The following is a 16,336-nucleotide window of genomic DNA, read 5'->3' as shown; positions in this document are numbered from 1 at the left end:
TCAGCTTGTCGCCGCCTTTATGCCGAAGGCACGAAATCCTTTAAAGGCAGGCCATAGGGCTGTTTGCTGACAGGATCAAGTGCATACCATTTGCCATTTTTCTGGGTGGCCGCAATTTTAGTCATGCTGCCCTGCATCGTGGCGCTGCCCACGGTGGCGTTCTCAACGTTCCTGAATATCTTTACGGGGTCATAGTTGATTTTTATCCGGGGTTGGTTATTTCCCTCGGGGCCGCGGCTGGCCAAGTAGCTGATACCTTCCTGCACTCCGGCCAGTAGCAGGCCCTGGGCATCTATGGGGTTGAGCGCGCCTATTGCGCCACGCAACAGCTTTTTCGCGGTGCTCCCCAGCGTAGATGTGGCCGTCCTGACGCCAGCGCCCGCGGCCCGTGCGGCCCCACCGGCGCCGGCCAGGATAAAACCGAACGCGTCGAACGCCAAATCGATGAGGCCTTCTCGCCAGTTGCCCTTGATAAAGTTAGTGATGGCGTTGTAACCGGGAATCAGACCCAACACGAAATCTTCTAATTTTTGATAAAAAGGTAATTCACCATCGAACGTGGTAGTACCCCGCAACTCGTCTGCGTAACCGCGGATGTTAATTTTTTTCACCATGGCATCAGCAATGTACTGTGTCTTTTCGCTGGAGAAACTGTTGGGCGCGTCGTGGGGGCTGTTATCAGGCCAGGGCGAGAGGACATTTTCTTTGTAGTCGCCATCAGGGACGAGGGGGACGAGATGCTTTGCATTCCTTTTATCGTCGGGAATGGGGCCTGGGCGTGTGTCATCCAGATCGGGGCGTTTTCGAATAGTGTTCTTGGCGCTGTCTATCTCATACGTGTGGGTGCGTTTATTGCCGCGTGCATCCACAACTTCGCTTTGCACAAATACACTGGTGGTGGAAGAGTCTTTTTGTTCTTGGATTTGAGAGTAAGGAGTGTACGTTACATCAACTTCCTTAGAAACCGAGATTTTCCCATGTTCAATGATTTTCCGATCTTCAAGTGGCAGCTTTGAAATCAAATGCTTGACTTGCGATTGCGTGCCTTGTTCAAAGCTATCGAGATATACTCTCAGCCCGCCTTCAAAATGAGAGTTCACAAAATTTTTTTCGAATTTCGGAGCGGTAATGGTGCTGAGGTCAATATTTTTATCGCTGGAAGTATAGGTATGCAAATCCACTTCCTTGTGGAGTTGCGCGGTGTGGATGAATACATCCAGCAGTGAGTAGGGGCCTGGAAATGAGAAAAAAGTGGATTCCTTTGGCGTCAGCACTTTTTGTTTGATTTGCTCCTCCGACAAATGCGGGTTCAGCTCTTTTATGTAGGCCATGGTCATGTCATGAAGATTAGGGGGCATCTTCGCAAACGCATTGGAAGCCTCATTCAAGCGATCCACCTGGTCTTTGAATGCAGCACGCACCTTCGCCATATCTTCTTCTGAGTAGCTATCTGTGCTGTTCCAATCCAGCACGCCGTTCTGAACACCCCAGTCTTTCAATGCGTCGCTTTGAGCCTGCTGCTCAACCAGTTTGTCTGCCAGCGTTATCGGCGCCAGCTCATTTCGCATCATGACCTGCGCATACGTCATTTTGTTGGTCGAGCCAGGGGCCTCGGCTTCGAGACGGGCGACGGCGGTCGTAAAACTGACCCAGGAGTGGGTGCCCTTTACCAATGTGTCAGGTATCTCCTTGACTAGAAGCTCCGGTGCCTTGCGCGATAACAGGATTTCCATGGCAAGCTCCAGGTTTTCCACTGAAGCGATTTTGTTGACGAGTAAGTGATGAGCCAGCTCTTTGTGTATTTCGGCGATGTTCTTGCCTGAGAGGTTAACGTGGGCCAGGTCGAACCCTGCAACTTTGGTCCGGCTCGAGTCTGGCGCAGTCGTGTTGACGCCAAGGGCATCCATCGACGTGTAGAGGGCTGTCAACACCCATTCGGCGATGACGTCGGGCGATGCAATTTCGCCAAATTCGCGTTCGGCCGCCCGGGCGAAGATTTCAGCATTGGGTGACTTGAGGATGCGGTCGATGGCACTGCTACGATCGTTCGAGACGTCATCTCCCAGATCAAGACCGCGTGTCAGATAGTCGAGCAAGTTGCGTTCTGGTTGGCCTTCCAAAAACTTATTCGTCATGGAGATGAGTGCGCGCTGATCAGCATTACTCATTGGCGTTGGCCATGAAAGCGCACCCCCTAGATTGCCATGCATCGGTGTTTCAATTGGTGGACTTGCCAACGACTGCGCAATGCTCTTTAACTCAGTCTCATTAGCTGGAAGTGAAATGCCGCTTCCTACGAGGTAGTCGCGCAGCGTCACGGCCACGCCCGGTTTCAGATTGCGGTTCTTGAAGTAGGATGACGCGGGATCTATCTGGATGGGCGTATCCAGAATAGCGTTAATCCTTTGCTTAATAATTAGATTGTATTCTGCGTGGTCTTTTTCATTGGCGAGCGAACTTTTGGAGTCGTGGTCTTCCAGCCCCTCAACGACACTGTCTGCAACCTTTGTTATTGCCGCAATCACAGAACTCCGGTTATTCAGATCGCCCAGTTGCGAGGCTTGACTCTCCAGATGTTTCTGGGAGGGCGTTTCGACATTTTCAGGGAACAGGTCATCTTTATGCTCCCATTTGTTGATGTACTGCGTGATGGCTGCCTGTTGCTCTGCAGGCGAAAGAGTGCTGTCAAAAGGCAGGGTATGACCATGAAACTGGGCGATCTCGGCGACCTTCGCACTGGTTGCGGTGGTCGCGGGGTCAAACTTTATGACGTTGCCGGAGCCTGCCAACGTGTTGGCAGCGCTCTTGAGCAGCGGCCAACCCATAAAGCTGTGAATATCGGCGGATCCGGCGGAGGGCTTGGGCGGCGAAAAGTCGAAGGGATTTCGGGGCTTGGTACCCATAGTGGTGAAGCCGATGGTACCGCTGGCGAGATTAATAGTGATCTCTTTTGAGAGATCGACGTCATTCTCTTTGGCCCAGTTTTGGAACGCCGGGCTTTTAAGGATGCTATCCAACAGCGCACGCGACTGCCCGAAGGATGAATGGGGCGGGATACGTTCAACAGTGGCCTGTCGATAGTCTTGATTGCCGGCCGACAATTCCTTCAAGTCCTGGGTGTAGAACTCAAGTAACTTTCGATCCCCCCTTTGCTGGAGGCTTCCTCCCCGTCCCGCAAGCTCTGTGGCGATCTCGAGGTGGGCAGGTGACGGTGTTGGATCGGCTTTTGCCAGTTGAGGGCTATGCAAATCCGACACGCGTGAGTTGGAAATAGCAGTCATCAGAAATATTCCTAATCGATGTGGGCAACATGTTGTTCGCCCACATATGTGGAAAAACAACCACAACGATTCCATCTATTTCCTGCTCAACCGTAACGCCGAATTACGTAGCGCGGCCGCCCTATGCCTTGATCATCTCCCGGACCGTGGCGGTCAATAAATCGAAAGTAAACGGCTTAGTGATCAGTTGCATGCCAGGGTCGAGAAAACCACCGCGCACCGCTGCGTGCTCGGCATAGCCTGTAATGAACAACACCTTGAGTTCAGGACGAATCTGCCTGCCTATTTCTGCCAGCTGCCGACCATTCATACCCGGTAAGCCCACATCGCTGATCATCAAGTCAATACGCTGTTCGGACTCAATGATTGGCACCGCCGTGTTCGCATCCCCAGCCTCGATAAACCCATACCCCAGCTCTTTGAGCACGGCGCTGACCAGCACCCTTACCGCAGGGTCATCCTCGACGATCAACACCGTTTCTCCTGCATTGGCAAACGGCAGCAATGTGGGGTTGAGCGGCGCCTGGGTTTGGGGCTCGCCGATAAAACGTGGCAGGAACAGGCTGACCGTGGTGCCTTTGTTGACTTCACTGTGAATCGTCACATGCCCACGAGACTGGCGAGCGAAGCCGTAGATCATTGACAGCCCCAGCCCTGTGCCCTGCCCGATGGGTTTGGTGGTGAAAAACGGATCGAATACGCGGCCCATCAGGTGTTGGGGAATGCCGCAACCGTTGTCACTGACACTCAGCTCTACGTAATCGCCCGGTATCAGGGTGCCGTAGGCGGCGGTGAAGACGCTGTCGAGGTGGCGGTTGGTGGTTTCCACTCTGAGCGTGCCACCGGTGGGCATGGCATCGCGCGCGTTGATCACCAAGTTGAGCAGGGCGCTTTCGAGCTGGTTGGGGTCGGCTTCGGCCGTCCATAAAGCGTCGCTCAAGCGCATGTCCAAGCTGATGCTTTCGTTGATGCTGCGTTGCAACAATTCGCCCATGGCCGTGACCAACTGGTTGATCTGCACGGGTTTGGAGTCCAGCGATTGTCGACGGGAGAACGCCAACAGTCGGTGGGTGAGGCTGGCCGCGCGGTTGGCGGAGGTCACGCCCAGGTCGATCAGGCCGTCCAGGTCATCCAGTTTGCCTCGCGCCACACGTCGGCGCAGCAGTTCCAGGCTGCCGATAATGCCGGTAAGCATATTGTTGAAGTCATGGGCGATACCGCCGGTCAACTGGCCGACGGCTTCCATTTTTTGCGACTGGCGCAGGGCTTCTTCGTTGTGACGCAATTGGGCGGTGCGTTCTTCCACTTGCTGCTCGAGGGTTTCCAGGGTGCGCTGCAGCCGCAGCTCACTCTCGCTCAAGTCAATCAACCGGTCCCGCGCCTCGTATTGGCGCCGCCGACCGCGCAGGGCGGCGCTGACCAAGCTGATCAGGGTGATGGGATGGAATGGCCGCTCCAGAAACGTGACGTTACCCAGCAAGCCGCTCAGGCGGGTCGAGCCGTTCTGCTCTTTGCCGCCATGCTGGGTCATCAGCACGATCGGCAGGTCGGACCAGGCCGGCTGCTGATGCAACAGCTCAAGTAACGGCTCAAGGTCGACGCCACGCAGGGCCTCAGCCGCAATGATGAGCAGGCCGGCGCCTTGCGTCAGCTCTTCGCACAGCGCGGTCAGGCTATTGGCGACGATCCCGCTATAGCCGGCTTCATTAAGCATCATCAACGCCAATGAGCCATCGCGGCCCATGGGCGCCAGCACGATGGCGCGCTCGGAGACGGGAGAAAGGGCCGGCACTAGCCCTCATCCTTGAGCAGGGGGGAACCGGCGCCCATATAGGTCGGAATGCCGCGCAGCACACCCTGGAAGTTATCCAGAGGCACACCCACCGTCATGCCGCGGCTGCCGATGCGGTATTCGCGAATGGTGGACTCATGGGAGCCGGTTCTTTTCTTGATGATCGAAATGGCCCGGCGAACTTTGCCCAGAGCCTCGAAATAACGCAGCAGGATCACGGTGTCAGCCAGGTAGGTGATGTCGACTGGCGTCTGCATATCGCCCACCAGGCCGTGCTGGGCCACCGTCATAAAGGTCGCGGCACCACGGCGGTTAAGGTATAGCAGCAGTTCATGCATATGCAGGATCAGCGCGTTTTCTTCGGGCATGGCCGCCTGGTAGCCGTTGATACTGTCGATGACCACGGTCTTGATACCGCGCTCATCCACGCAGCGGCGAACCCGGTGGGAAAATTCGCCGGGGGAGAGTTCGGCCGCGTCGACCTGTTCGATCAGCAGGTTTCCGGTGTCCCGTAAGGCGGCGAGGTCGATGCCCATGTTCTTCATGCGCTCGAACAGCAGGCCCAGCTCTTCATCGAAGATGAACAGCGCAGCCTTTTCGCCACGGGCCACGGCGGCGGCGGCGAAGATCATCGAGATCAAAGACTTGCCGGTACCGGCCGGGCCGAGAATCAGGCTGCTGGAGCCGGTCTCGATCCCCCCGCCGAGCAGAGAATCCAACTCCTCGATACCGCTGCTCAAGGTTTGACGGTTGTAACCGCCGCGATGTTCGGCCGCCACCAGGCGCGGGAATACGTGAATGCCGTCGCCCATGATGGTGAAGTCGTGGAAGCCGCCACGGTATTTCTGGCCCCGGTACTTGACCACACGGATACGCCGACGCTCGGCGCCATAGTTGGGCGTCAGCTCCTCCAGGCGAATCACCCCGTGCGCAACGCTGTGCACGGTCTTATCCAGGGATTCGGTGGTCAAGTCATCCAGCAGTAACACGGTGGCGTCATAACGCACGAAGTAGTGCTTGATCGCCAGGATCTGCCGGCGATAGCGCAACGAGCTTTGCGCCAGAAGGCGGATCTCAGACAGGCTGTCGACCACCACGCGGGTCGGCTTGACCCGCTCTACCACTTCAAAGATCTGGCGGGTGGCTTCACCCAGCTCCAGGTCGGAGGAGTACAGCAGGCTTTGCTGGTGATCGGCGTTGAGCAGGCTTTCCGGTGGGGTCAGCTCGAAGATATGAATATGCTCATCCAAGTCCCAGCCGTGGGATTTGGCACCCTGGCGCAGTTCGTGCTCGGTTTCGGACAGGGTGATATATAAGCAACGTTCGCCGTTCTGCGCACCGGCCCGCAGAAAATGCAGGGCCACGGTGGTTTTACCGGTGCCGGGTTCGCCCTCAAGCAAAAACACGTGGCTGCGCGATAGCCCGCCGGCAAGAATGTCATCAAGACCTTCGATGCCGGTGGCCGCCTTTTCACTCAACAGCTGATTGGATGTACTCAAGAAGTGCCCTCAGGTCACGTACAAGTAGAGGGGCGCGCCGACTCGGACGCGCCATATTCACTTGACCGTAGTGGCACGTAGCGGTTCAACGTTTTGTAAGAATTACAGGCCCTGCTGTAACGCCGGATCATCCGGGTTCTGTTGCTCCAGTTGGGCGAGCAGCACCTGAACGTTCTGCAACTGCCCGGTCTCTTTCCAGTAATTGACCAGCAACACGCGGGCTTTGCGATTGGCGGGATGCCGCTGGACGATTTCTTCCAGCTGGCGCTGGGCCGCCTCTACTTCGTCCTGGGCGTGCAGGGTGGTGGCCAGGTCATAGCGATAATCCGGGTTGTCTGGCGCAAGCTCCACCGCCTTGGACAGGCCGAGCAGGGCGTAGGGGCGCTCGCCATGGTGCAACAGCCACATGCCCAAGGCGTGTTGCAGGTAGGCCGACTCCGGATGCGACGCCAGTTGCCGGGCCAGCAGTTGGCGCGACTCGTCGGTCTTGCCTTGCTTGTCCAGCAGTTCGATTTGCGATACCACCGCTTGCAGGTTGTCCGGCTGCAAGCGCATTGCCTGCTCCAGGGCGTTTTGCGCCTCCGGCAGCAGGGCGCTGTGGATGTACAGGCGCGCCAATTGAATCCAGCCTTCAGCGGTTTCGGGCTGGGCCTTGAGCGTTGTCACGAATTCATCGAGCACCTGCTGCAGTGGGCCAAAGTACAAACCCAGTGTATCGGGCGACAGGCCCAGCAAGGCGTTGGCGGCGGCAAAGCGCACCGATTGTTCCGGATCGTCCAGCACCGGGCCGAGCAGTAAGGTGCGCTGGCCAGTGGGCACTAGGCCGACGATGCTGTGAATAGCGGCTTCGCGCACCAGCGCCGACTCATTGGCGAGGTCTTTATCGGCCAGCTTCAGCGCCTGGGGGCTGGGGTAATTGGGCAGCTCAGCATGCAAGGCGGCGCGGCGCTCCGGCGACAGGTCCGGCCGGCCCAGCTGTTGGTACAACACACGTGCGGCGCCGGGCTCGCCGTTATGCGCCTGCTTCAAAGCCTTGGAATAGCCATGGGCGATGGCTGGGGGTACGGCCACTGCAGGGGTGCGGGAGAAAAACCAGGTGATCAGTACGATCAACAACAGGGCGCACAGGCCGATGATGGAGTAACGGCGTGACTTTGACATGCAGGCGTCCGAAAGCTTGGGCAGCAAAGTTCCAAGCTTCGGTCAGTGCGAGGCGAGTGTCAAACCCGCGTCAGGTCAGCACGTAGTCCGCAGGCTCCAACGCAGGCGGCAGGTTGACTTCGCCAAGGGCGGCGAGGATCTCGCGCTCCAATGTCCGCAGGATAGCGTCACACGGCAAGTCGTTTTCGTCGAAGCCGAAAGGGTCCTCCAATTCGTCGCCAATCGCATCCAGGCCAAAGAAGGTGTAGCTGACAATCGCGGTGAACACTGGCGTCAACCAGCCAAGTGGCTCGGCCATGGCGAATGGCAGCAAGATGCAGAACAGGTAAATGGTGCGGTGCAACAGCAGGGTGTAGGGAAAGGGCAGTGGCGTGGTCTTGATGCGCTCGCATGCCGCTTGCACCTGGCTCAGGCTGACCAGCCGGGCTTCCAGTTGGGTGTAGCGCCATTCGCTGATCACGCCCTGTTGTGCCAAGACCGAAAAGCGCGCACCGACCGTTTGCAGCACGCTGTCCGGCAGGTTGGGGTGGCCCGCTGGCACGCTGATCCAGGGGTGTATCGCCCGGGCTTGATCTTCATGGCGCAAATGCGCGACCAAGCCATGGGCAAAACCGCACAGGCCACGCAACAGGCTGGCACGCTCGGCGCTGTCGCCCAGCATCTGGGTCTCGCGAATCAGCGAGCGCACGTCAATGACCATTTGCCCCAGTTGCTTACGCCCCTCCCACCAACGGTCGTAGCAGGCGTTGTTGCGAAAACTCATGAAGATCGACAGTGACAGGCCCAACAAGGTGAAGGGCGTAGCGTTGACCTTGGAAAAATAGGCGGGGTGCAGGGTTTCCACCAGCACGATGACCGAGGCCAGCAGCGTGACCAGCAGGCTGCGCCAGGCAATGCGCTTGGCAATGGAGCCCTTGAGGGAGAACAGGATACCCAGGACGTTGGGTTTGGGGCGAACGATCATGGCGGGCTTCTGTGGCGGTGCAGATCATCAGGGTAGAAGCTGGCACCCGGAGCGTCCAATCACTTGGATCGACCGCCTGATCAGTCGACTCAATGACTCTTTGTAGGAGCGAGCTTGCTCGCGAAAAACGTCAACAATAACGCGCGCATCCTGATTAAACGCGGCGCCTGTGAGTTTTTCGCGAGCAAGCTCGCTCCTACAGATAGCCATGGCCAAACCAGTCAGCCAAGTTGAAGGCTTTGACCATTGCTGCTACGCCGCTCTGGAGCGACTATTTCAGCGCTTTTTTCGAGTTGTAAACGTCCTGAAAATAAAAACACAGAAGGATAGGAAGCGATGCGTGAGTATTTGGCTGCCACCACCGAGTTTGATTACCAGCACACCGTCGACGCCGCACTGGCCGGCAATCTGCAAGCGCTCAATGCCTGTGTGGAGTGTTGTGACCGTCACGCGCTGCCGGGGCGAATCGCGTTGTTCTGGGAAGGCAAGGACGGGCGTAGCGCCACCTCGACCTTTACCGAATTGCAGGAGCAGGCCGCACGTTTCGCCAACTTCCTGCTGGCCCAGGGCGTCAAGCGCGGTGACAAGGTGGCGGGCCTGCTGCCGCGTACCGCCGAATTGCTGGTGGTGGTGTTAGCAACCTGGCGCATCGGCGCGGTCTATCAGCCACTGTTTACCGCGTTCGGTCCCAAGGCGATTGAACACCGCTTGAACAGCTCCGGCGCAGCGCTGGTGGTCACCGATGCGGTGAACCGCCCCAAGCTGGCGGAAGTCGCCGACTGCCCGACCATCGTCACGGTCGCCGGGGCCAAGGGTGAAGGCATCGTGCGTGGCGATTACAGCTTCTGGGCCGAACTGCCCAATTACGCTTCTCACTGCGAGCCGGTGCTGCTGGGCGCAGAGGAGCCGTTTCTGCTGATGTTCACCTCGGGCACCACCGGCCCGTCCAAGGCGCTATCGGTGCCGCTCAAGGCCATCGTCGCGTTCCAGGGCTACATGCGCGACGCCGTGGACTTGCGCCCCGAGGACGCGTTCTGGAACGTTGCCGACCCGGGCTGGGCCTATGGCATCTATTTCGGCGTGACCGGGCCGTTGTCCATGGGGCACCCGATCACCTTCTACGATGGCCCGTTCACCCTGGAAAGCACCTGCCGGGTGATCAATAAATACTCAATCACCAACCTGACCGGTTCGCCCACGGCGTATCGCCTGCTGATTGCCGGTGGCGAACAGTTCGCGCGTTCGATCAAGGGCAAGCTGCGCATCGTCAGCAGCGCCGGCGAGCCGTTGAACCCGGAGGTGATCCGCTGGTTCGCAGACAACCTGGGCGTGACCATCCACGACCATTACGGCCAGACCGAGCTGGGCATGGTGCTGTGCAACCACCACGGCCTGGTGCATCCGGTGCATGTCGGCTCGGCGGGTTTTGCCTCGCCGGGGCATCGCATCGTGGTGCTGGATGACAACCATCAGGAGCTGCCGGCCGGCCAGCCCGGCATCCTGGCCATCGACCGCGAGCAATCGCCTATGTGCTGGTTTGCCGGGTACGACGGCGTGAAAACCAAGGCCTTTGTCGGCAAGTACTACCTCAGCGGCGACACCGTGGAGCTGAACCCGGACGGCAGCATCAGCTTTGTCGGGCGCAGCGACGACGTGATCACTACATCCGGCTATCGGGTGGGCCCTTTTGATGTGGAAAGCGCGCTGGTCGAACACCCGGCGGTGGTCGAGGCTGCCGTGGTCGGCAAGCCTTGCCCGGAGCGCACCGAATTGGTCAAAGCCTTTGTGGTGATCAGCGAGCAATACCGTGCCACCCCGGAGCTGGCTGAAGAACTGCGCCTGCACGTGCGCCAGCGCCTGGCCGCCCATGCATACCCACGGGAAATCGAATTTGTCAGCGACTTGCCCAAGACCCCGAGCGGCAAGCTGCAACGCTTTATTTTGCGCAATCAGGAAATAGCCAAGGCCCAGGCGGCCGTGGCTTGACCCTTTTAAAAGGAAACAACGATGCAGATTGAAAACAAGGTATTCCTGGTCAGCGGCGGCGCGTCGGGCCTCGGCGCGGCCACCGCTGAAATGCTGGTCGCCGCAGGTGCCAAGGTGATGCTGGTGGACTTGAACGCCGACGCCGTGGCCGCCAAGGCCGAGCAACTGGGCGACAACGCCCGCAGTGCCGTAGCAGACATCAGCCAGGAAGCTGCTGCAGAAGCGGCGGTGAAGGCAGCGGTCGAGGCCTTTGGGGGCTTGCATGGCCTGGTCAACTGTGCGGGTGTGGTGCGCGGCGAGAAGATCCTCGGCAAGAATGGCCCGCATGGCCTGGCAAACTTCGCGCAGGTGATCAATGTCAACCTGATCGGCAGCTTCAACCTGCTGCGCCTGGCCGCAGCGGCTATCGCGGAAACCGAGGCGAATGCCGATGGCGAGCGCGGCGTGATCATCAATACCGCCTCAGTGGCGGCGTTCGATGGGCAGATCGGTCAGGCTGCGTATGCCGCCTCCAAGGGCGCGATCGCCAGCCTCACCTTGCCTGCCGCACGGGAACTGGCGCGCTTTGGTATCCGCGTGATGACCATCGCACCGGGCATTTTCGAAACCCCAATGATGGCCGGCATGACCCCAGAGGTGCGTGAGTCCCTGGCTGCCGGCGTGCCGTTCCCGCCACGCCTGGGCAAACCCGCCGAATATGCCGCGCTGGTACGCCACATCATTGAAAACAGCATGCTCAATGGCGAAGTGATCCGTCTCGACGGTGCCTTGCGCATGGCTGCCAAATAAGGAGCAATGGCTATGAACGACCCTATTGTGATTGTCAGCGCCGTGCGCACGCCCATGGGCGGGTTTCAGGGCGACCTCAAAAGCCTGACCGCGCCGCAACTTGGCGCTGCCGCCATTCGTGCGGCGGTCGAGCGTGCCGGTATCGCCACCGATGCCGTCGACGAAGTGCTGTTTGGCTGCGTGCTGCCCGCCGGGCTTGGACAAGCGCCTGCTCGCCAAGCTGCCTTGGGTGCCGGGTTGGACAAGGGCACGCGCTGCACCACCCTCAACAAGATGTGCGGCTCCGGCATGGAAGCGACGATCCTGGCCCACGACTCGCTGCGCGCTGGCAGCGTCGATGTGGTGATCGCCGGCGGCATGGAAAGCATGTCCAACGCCCCGTACCTGCTGGACCGGGCGCGCAGCGGCTACCGCATGGGCCACGGCAAGGTGCTGGACCATATGTTCCTCGACGGCCTCGAAGATGCCTACGACAAGGGGCGCCTGATGGGCACCTTTGCCGAGGACTGCGCCGAGCACAATGGTTTTACCCGTGAGGCCCAGGACGCGTTTGCCATCGCTTCCCTGACCCGCGCACAAGAGGCCATCACCCACGGCAGCTTTGCCAGTGAAATCGTCCCGGTGCAGGTCACCGTGGGCAAGGAACAAAAAACCATCCTCCATGATGAGCAACCGCCAAAAGCCAAGCTGGACAAGATTGCCAGCCTGAAACCGGCGTTCCGTGACGGCGGTACGGTGACAGCGGCCAACTCCAGCTCCATCTCCGATGGCGCCGCGGCGTTGTTGCTGATGCGTGAGTCCGAGGCGCTCAAGCGCGGCCTCAAGCCCTTGGCAGTCATTCACGGGCACGCCGCGTTTGCCGATGAGCCGGGGCTGTTTCCGGTGGCGCCGGTAGGAGCGATCCGCAAGCTGATGAGCAAGACCGGCTGGAGCCTGGACGAGGTGGACCTGTTCGAAATCAACGAGGCCTTCGCCGTGGTCAGCCTGGTGACGATGAGCAAGCTGGAGATTCCCCACGACAAGGTCAACGTGCACGGCGGCGCCTGTGCATTGGGCCACCCCATTGGTGCCTCTGGCGCACGTATCCTGGTGACGTTGCTCGCGGCCCTGCGCCAGAAGGGGCTCAAGCGTGGCGTCGCAGCCATTTGCATTGGCGGCGGTGAAGCCACGGCCATGGCCGTTGAATGCCTGTATTGAGGATGACCTATGTTGCCCAATGACGAACAACTGCAGATCAGCGACGCCGCCCGGCAATTTGCCCAGGAACGTTTGAAACCCTTCGCCGCCGAGTGGGACCGCGAGCATCGCTTTCCCAAGGAAGCCATCGCGGAAATGGCCGAACTGGGCTTTTTCGGCATGCTGGTGCCAGAACAGTGGGGCGGTTGCGACACCGGCTACCTGGCCTACGCCATGGCCCTGGAAGAGATCGCCGCGGGCGACGGTGCCTGCTCCACGATCATGAGCGTGCACAACTCGGTGGGTTGCGTGCCGATCCTCAAGTTTGGCAATGATCAGCACAAAGAGCAGTTCCTCACGCCCCTGGCCAGCGGCGCCATGCTGGGTGCTTTTGCGCTGACCGAACCCCAGGCCGGCTCCGATGCCAGCAGCCTGAAAACCCGTGCGCGCCTTGAAGGCGACCACTATGTGCTCAATGGCTGTAAACAGTTCATCACCTCCGGGCAAAACGCCGGGATTGTGATTGTGTTTGCGGTCACCGACCCCGCTGCGGGTAAACGTGGGATCAGCGCGTTTATCGTGCCCACCGATTCGCCGGGTTATACCGTGGCGCGGGTGGAAGACAAGCTGGGGCAGCATGCCTCGGACACCTGCCAGATTCTGTTTGAAGACGTGAAAGTGCCGGTGGCCAACCGCCTGGGCGAGGAGGGCGAAGGCTACAAAATCGCCCTGGCCAACCTGGAAGGCGGCCGCGTGGGCATTGCCTCCCAGTCGGTGGGCATGGCCCGCGCCGCCTTCGAAGCGGCCCGCGACTATGCCCGTGAGCGTGAAAGCTTTGGCAAGCCGTTGATCGAACACCAGGCCGTCGCCTTTCGCCTGGCCGACATGGCCACCCAGATCGCCGTCGCCCGGCAGATGGTGCATTACGCCGCCGCCCTGCGTGACAGCGGCAAGCCAGCGCTGGTGGAAGCGTCCATGGCCAAGCTGTTTGCCTCGGAAATGGCCGAGAAAGTCTGCTCAGCCGCCTTGCAAACCCTGGGCGGTTACGGTTACCTGAACGACTTCCCCCTGGAGCGGATCTACCGCGATGTGCGGGTCTGCCAGATTTACGAAGGCACCAGCGATATTCAACGCATGGTCATCTCACGCAATCTTTAAGGAGCCGATACATGAGTTACGAAACCATCCTGCTTGACGTCCAGGGCCGTGTCGGGCTGATCACGCTTAACCGCCCCAACGCGCTGAACGCCCTGAATGCACAACTGGTCAGCGAGCTGAACCAGGCGCTGGACAGCCTGGAAGCCAATCCTGAAATTGGCTGCATCGTGCTGACCGGCTCGAAAAAGGCCTTCGCGGCCGGTGCCGATATCAAGGAAATGGCCGAGCTGACCTACCCGCAGATCTATATGGACGATCTGTTCAGCGACAGCGACCGCGTGGCCAACCGTCGCAAGCCGATCATTGCCGCCGTGAATGGTTTCGCCCTGGGCGGCGGCTGTGAACTGGCCTTGATGTGTGACTTTATCCTTGCCGGCGACACCGCCAAGTTTGGCCAGCCGGAAATCAACTTGGGCGTGCTGCCGGGCATGGGCGGCACCCAGCGCCTGACCCGTGCGGTGGGCAAAGCCAAGGCCATGGAGATGTGCCTGACCGGGCGTTTTATCGACGCGGTGGAGGCCGAGCGCTGCGGGGTTGTGGCGCGCATCGTGCCCGCCGATGAACTGCTGGAGGAAGCGCTGAAGGTGGCTACCCTGATCGCCGGTAAATCTGTGCCGATCAGCATGATGGTCAAGGAAAGTGTGAACCGTGCGTTTGAAGTCAGCCTGTCCGAAGGCGTACGTTTTGAGCGTCGGGTGTTTCATGCGGCGTTTGCGACCCAGGACCAGAAGGAAGGCATGGCCGCGTTTGTGGCCAAGCGGGCGCCGGAATTCAAGGATAAGTAAGCCTGATGGGTGTGTGGCCTGCCAGCCGACACCTACCTGACACCCCAACGATCCAACTGTGGGAGCTGGCTTGCCTGCGATGGCGGCCTCCCAGCCGGCGCCTATCTACCTGATCCCCTGCGGTCAAACTTGTGGGAGCGGGCTTGCTCGCGAAGGCGGCCTAGCAGTCAACGCAGTTGGATTGTGTACATATCCATTGCTGCGGTAACGGCCGCTTAGGGTTCCGCCCTGACGGCGGCTCACTTTGCAAAAGCGGCAAAGTAAGCAAAACGCTCTTGCCCCACCACTCGGCACCTCGCTTAGGCTCGGTGTGCCCGTAATTCGTCAGTGATTTGGGGGGCCGCCGCCACGCGCCATCCATGGCGCGGGGCGGCTAAACCGGCATCCCTGCCGGTTTACCCCCCAAATCCCTGTCGAATTCCGGCCAGCGTGGTTTAACGGGGCGCCTAAGATCAAGATCAAAAGCAGATCAAGAGCAAGATCAAGAGCGGCTCGCTTCGCATCGTGGTTACCGTTGATCGGTAGTCTGATGTACTGAGGTGTCTGCATCGCAGGCAAGCCAGCTCCCACAGGGTTTTGTGTGGTGTCCGTTAGAGCTGGTAGTTTTTCAACTCCCTGGCAATCACCATCCGCTGAATCTCGCTGGTGCCTTCGTAAATCTGCGTGATCCGTGCATCCCGGTAGTAGCGCTCCACCGGGTAATCCTCCAGGTACCCATAGCCACCATGGATCTGCATTGCCTTGGAGCAGACCCGTTCGGCCATTTCCGAGGCGAACAGCTTGGCCTGGGAGGCTTCGGACAGGCACGGTTTGCCGGCAGTGCGCAGGCGCGCAGCATGGAGGATCAGCAGGCGCGCAGCGTTGAGCTGGGTTTGCATGTCGGCCAGCAGGTTGGCCACGCTCTGGTGTTCGATGATCGCCTTGTCGAACTGCACCCGATCACGGGCGTAGGCCAGCGCGGCTTCAAACGCGGCGCGGGCAATGCCCAGGGCCTGGGCGGCGATGCCGATGCGTCCGCCTTCGAGGTTGGAGAGGGCGATGGCCAGGCCCTTGCCGCGCTCACCCAGCAGGTTGGCTTCGGGAACCTTGCATTGGTTGAGCGTGACGGCGCAGGTGTCTGACGCACGAATACCCATCTTGTGCTCGGTGCGGTCGACCACGAAACCTGGGGTATCGGTGGGCACCAGGAACGCCGAAATGCCTTTCTTGCCCAGTTCCGGGTCGGTCACGGCGAACACGATGGCCAGCTTGGCGCGCTTGCCGTTGCTAACGAACTGCTTGGCGCCATTGATGACCCATTGCCCGTCACGCAACTCGGCACGGGTGCGCAGGTTATGGGCTTCGGAACCGGCCTGGGGTTCTGTCAGGCAGAAGCAACCGATGGCCTGGCCACTGGCGAGTTCGGCCAGCCAGGTGTTTTTCTGTTCGGTTGTGCCGTAGTTGAGGATCGGCCCGCAACCCACTGAATTATGGATACTCATCAGCGCGCCCGTAGCAGCGTCACCGGCGGAGATTTCCTCCACGGCCAGGGCATAGGCGACGTAATCGACATAGGTGCCGCCCCATTCTTCCGGTACCACCATCCCCAGCAGGCCCAGCTCGCCCATCTTCGCCACCAGGGCGTCGTCGATCCAGCCGGCTTTCTCCCAGGCTTGGGCATGGGGGGCGATTTCGCCACGGGCAAAATCCCGCGCCATGTCTCGGATCATCACTTGTTCTTCAGTGTATTCAAGATCTTGCATGGC

General features: G+C 59.7%; 11 protein-coding genes. 5 read left to right on the top strand and 6 right to left on the bottom strand.

Annotation, left to right across the window (positions count from 1 at the left end; translation table 11 throughout):
* Window positions 1-17 precede the first annotated feature (17 nt).
* From QK296_RS16215 to QK296_RS16195, 5 genes are all read right to left on the bottom strand, one after another.
* Window positions 18-3,281, bottom strand: a complete 3,264-nt coding sequence (locus QK296_RS16215) for a hypothetical protein (RefSeq protein ID WP_282391098.1) — start codon at window positions 3,279-3,281, stop codon at window positions 18-20.
* 121 nt (window positions 3,282-3,402) lie between these two features.
* Window positions 3,403-5,073, bottom strand: a complete 1,671-nt coding sequence (locus QK296_RS16210; RefSeq protein WP_003191248.1) for an ATP-binding protein — start codon at window positions 5,071-5,073, stop codon at window positions 3,403-3,405.
* On the bottom strand, window positions 5,073-6,572 hold the full coding sequence (locus QK296_RS16205) for an ATPase domain-containing protein (RefSeq protein WP_282391097.1): 1,500 nt from the start codon (window positions 6,570-6,572) through the stop codon (window positions 5,073-5,075). Before QK296_RS16205 ends, QK296_RS16210 begins: the two co-directional genes overlap by 1 nt.
* Window positions 6,573-6,674: 102 nt before the next feature.
* Window positions 6,675-7,733, bottom strand: coding sequence for a tetratricopeptide repeat protein (locus QK296_RS16200; protein ID WP_282391096.1), 1,059 nt, complete (start codon window positions 7,731-7,733; stop codon window positions 6,675-6,677).
* 70 nt (window positions 7,734-7,803) lie between these two features.
* Window positions 7,804-8,697, bottom strand: a complete 894-nt coding sequence (locus QK296_RS16195) for a bestrophin family protein (protein ID WP_282391095.1) — start codon at window positions 8,695-8,697, stop codon at window positions 7,804-7,806.
* A 336-nt stretch (window positions 8,698-9,033) separates the two neighbouring features.
* Between QK296_RS16195 and QK296_RS16190 the strand changes: the two genes are divergently transcribed.
* The 5 genes from QK296_RS16190 to QK296_RS16170 are packed head-to-tail and all read left to right on the top strand — an operon-like array spanning window position 9,034 to window position 14,591.
* Window positions 9,034-10,683 (top strand): AMP-binding protein, encoded by a 1,650-nt coding sequence (locus QK296_RS16190; protein WP_137203719.1) that lies wholly within the window; start codon window positions 9,034-9,036, stop codon window positions 10,681-10,683.
* Window positions 10,684-10,704: 21 nt separating this feature from the next.
* Window positions 10,705-11,472, top strand: coding sequence for an SDR family NAD(P)-dependent oxidoreductase (locus QK296_RS16185; protein WP_034135010.1), 768 nt, complete (start codon window positions 10,705-10,707; stop codon window positions 11,470-11,472).
* A 12-nt stretch (window positions 11,473-11,484) separates the two neighbouring features.
* Window positions 11,485-12,669 carry an acetyl-CoA C-acyltransferase gene (locus QK296_RS16180; protein ID WP_047710882.1) on the top strand — a complete coding sequence of 395 codons (1,185 nt, stop codon included), beginning with the start codon at window positions 11,485-11,487 and terminating at the stop codon, window positions 12,667-12,669.
* Window positions 12,670-12,678: 9 nt separating this feature from the next.
* Window positions 12,679-13,806, top strand: a complete 1,128-nt coding sequence (locus tag QK296_RS16175) for an acyl-CoA dehydrogenase (RefSeq protein ID WP_003191237.1) — start codon at window positions 12,679-12,681, stop codon at window positions 13,804-13,806.
* Between the two features lie 11 nt (window positions 13,807-13,817).
* A complete protein-coding gene (locus QK296_RS16170) occupies window positions 13,818-14,591 on the top strand; it encodes an enoyl-CoA hydratase (protein ID WP_003191236.1) in 774 nt (257 codons plus the stop codon).
* A 590-nt stretch (window positions 14,592-15,181) separates the two neighbouring features.
* On the opposite strand, the gene QK296_RS16165 is transcribed toward QK296_RS16170, so the two are convergent.
* Complete coding sequence (locus tag QK296_RS16165; protein WP_034135655.1) at window positions 15,182-16,333, bottom strand: acyl-CoA dehydrogenase family protein; 1,152 nt, start codon at window positions 16,331-16,333, stop codon at window positions 15,182-15,184.
* Between the last annotated feature and the right edge of the window lie 3 nt (window positions 16,334-16,336).

This window comes from Pseudomonas sp. AL10, assembly GCF_029960685.1.
Classification (GTDB): Bacteria; Pseudomonadota; Gammaproteobacteria; order Pseudomonadales; family Pseudomonadaceae; genus Aquipseudomonas; species Aquipseudomonas lactis.
The sequence above is the reverse complement of the archived record's forward strand: the minus strand, read 5'-3'. Positions and strand labels throughout refer to the sequence as shown.

Coding starts and splice junctions, on each gene's coding strand:
- QK296_RS16165 (WP_034135655.1), bottom strand. CDS start 16,333: ATGCAAGATCTTGAATACACTGAAGAACAAGTGATGATCCGAGACATG.
- QK296_RS16185 (WP_034135010.1), top strand. CDS start 10,705: ATGCAGATTGAAAACAAGGTATTCCTGGTCAGCGGCGGCGCGTCGGGC.
- QK296_RS16170 (WP_003191236.1), top strand. CDS start 13,818: ATGAGTTACGAAACCATCCTGCTTGACGTCCAGGGCCGTGTCGGGCTG.
- QK296_RS16195 (WP_282391095.1), bottom strand. CDS start 8,697: ATGATCGTTCGCCCCAAACCCAACGTCCTGGGTATCCTGTTCTCCCTC.
- QK296_RS16215 (WP_282391098.1), bottom strand. CDS start 3,281: ATGACTGCTATTTCCAACTCACGCGTGTCGGATTTGCATAGCCCTCAA.
- QK296_RS16175 (WP_003191237.1), top strand. CDS start 12,679: ATGTTGCCCAATGACGAACAACTGCAGATCAGCGACGCCGCCCGGCAA.
- QK296_RS16180 (WP_047710882.1), top strand. CDS start 11,485: ATGAACGACCCTATTGTGATTGTCAGCGCCGTGCGCACGCCCATGGGC.
- QK296_RS16200 (WP_282391096.1), bottom strand. CDS start 7,733: ATGTCAAAGTCACGCCGTTACTCCATCATCGGCCTGTGCGCCCTGTTG.
- QK296_RS16190 (WP_137203719.1), top strand. CDS start 9,034: ATGCGTGAGTATTTGGCTGCCACCACCGAGTTTGATTACCAGCACACC.